We start from the raw sequence: 1,662 nt of genomic DNA on the forward strand, positions 1-1,662 counted from the left end.
GCAGTATCGGCCAGCATCGAACCCTGCAGGTTGTAGAGTCGTTGCGGGTCCATGGCCTTGGCAATGTGGCCTTCAACGCGCTCAATGTCGTCGATAAACCATCGCTTGCCATATACCGGAATAAGCGGGATATGCTCACCAGGGATGCGGCGAGGCTTCTCAAGGAAGTTCTGGCCGTCAACCACTGACACATAGACGCGACGACGCTTCACGGAGCGACGCGCAACCTCTACGAATCCAGCCTCAGCCAGCTCATCCTCGATATCTTCGATTTGGTCGCTATCGTAGGTGGCGATTTCACCAGTCAGCGGCTGCTTGTAGCTGATGACATCCACCGATTCCTTGCGCACTTCGTAATACTTAGCGATGTAAACGACCTCTGGCTCGAACCAGTCAAACTCCCAAGAGGAGATCGTCGTTACATCGAGAGACGCCGGTGGAGTCTTGCCATATTCTGCCTCGTACTTTTCAGGAGAAAGCGAATACATGCAGAAAGCCCACAGCGCATCAGACTTGTCGTACTTCTTCGCGTCAGGGTCAAACCACACTGAGCGCGATGGGTCGTATATCGGCTCAATAGCAATGCGCTGGCGATCGTCCATCGGGTCGTATTCATTGACCAGCATCGACGTCAGGCGGAAGCAGCCAAACCCACCGGTAGCAGCATCATCAAATGCGTTATCGCAAGCCTCGCCGCCGTCGGTTTCCTCGTAGTCAGCACGGAACAGGCCATTCAGCTTGTTTGCCAGCTCTTCGCTTGCTTCGCGATCGCCAGGGCGAAACTTCACAGTGATGCGGTTGTTCCGATATTCGGCAATGATGCGGTTAAGCTCAGTGGCCACTTTGTTGATTTCGAACTTCGGGTATTTCTCGAACTGGTCGTCAAGCTTGGTTCCCGCTGCTGTTGCTCCTTCCCATTGACCGCCAGGGACACGAGCGAATCGCGTAGCTTCGATGCACTTTTCGCGCACATCTTGCTGCGGCGTATAGGCGCGGTCAAACCTGAGCATGACGCGCTCATGTTTTTTCTCTAATGTCTCTGCCATGTTTACCAACCGGAGGATGAGGGAACGTAGACATCCTCTTCAACTGGAGGATTCTTTATGTCTGCATAACGAATTGCATAGCGACGCATCATGTAGGCGTAACGGACAGCATCAAGGATGTCGTCGCGTACCTTCACAATCTTTCCTTTCTCGTCGCGGTGATAGAAGTTGTACTCTTCGAAGAAATCACGGAGGCCAGAGAACACCCTGAATTTACCTCTGCGCATTAAGTCGTATAGTTCGAATAACCCGGGCTCTACAGATCTGCTTCCATCTTCCCATTGGGCATGTTCAGGAAGCATCTGGAATCCAGCCTCTTCATAATATGACTTCTGCTGAAGTCCAGAGCCCTTCTCCGTCTGAAGCCCATCTGGAGGCCATGCTATTGGCACGTTATCAGCCCAAGACTTCACTGCGCTGAACGCTTCTGCTGGAGAAACCTGACGCGCCTTGTATGCGCGCGTGAGATAGAATGATTCGTTCTCAATATCCCATGCCAACTGGACATGCGCCTGCGGGTGATCCCAACCAAAGTCCATGCCGTTGATGACTAGCCAGTGATCTGGGATAGGGAAAGGGTCGCACTTTACAAAATCTTCGCCGAGGTCATAGATTC

General features: G+C 52.6%; 2 protein-coding genes. Both read right to left on the reverse strand.

Annotation, left to right across the window (positions count from 1 at the left end; all coding sequences use genetic code 11):
• Window positions 1-1,046: portal protein (locus AB0442_RS42360; protein WP_366168831.1), on the reverse strand; the 1,046-nt coding region annotated here is incomplete at its 3' end.
• Between the two features lie 2 nt (window positions 1,047-1,048).
• A partial coding sequence (locus tag AB0442_RS42365) for a hypothetical protein (RefSeq protein WP_366168832.1) occupies window positions 1,049-1,662 on the reverse strand: 614 nt, incomplete at its 5' end.

Origin of the sequence: Kitasatospora sp. NPDC085895, assembly GCF_040702125.1 — a bacterium.
In the GTDB taxonomy this organism is placed as follows: Bacteria; Actinomycetota; Actinomycetes; order Streptomycetales; family Streptomycetaceae; genus Kitasatospora; species Kitasatospora arboriphila.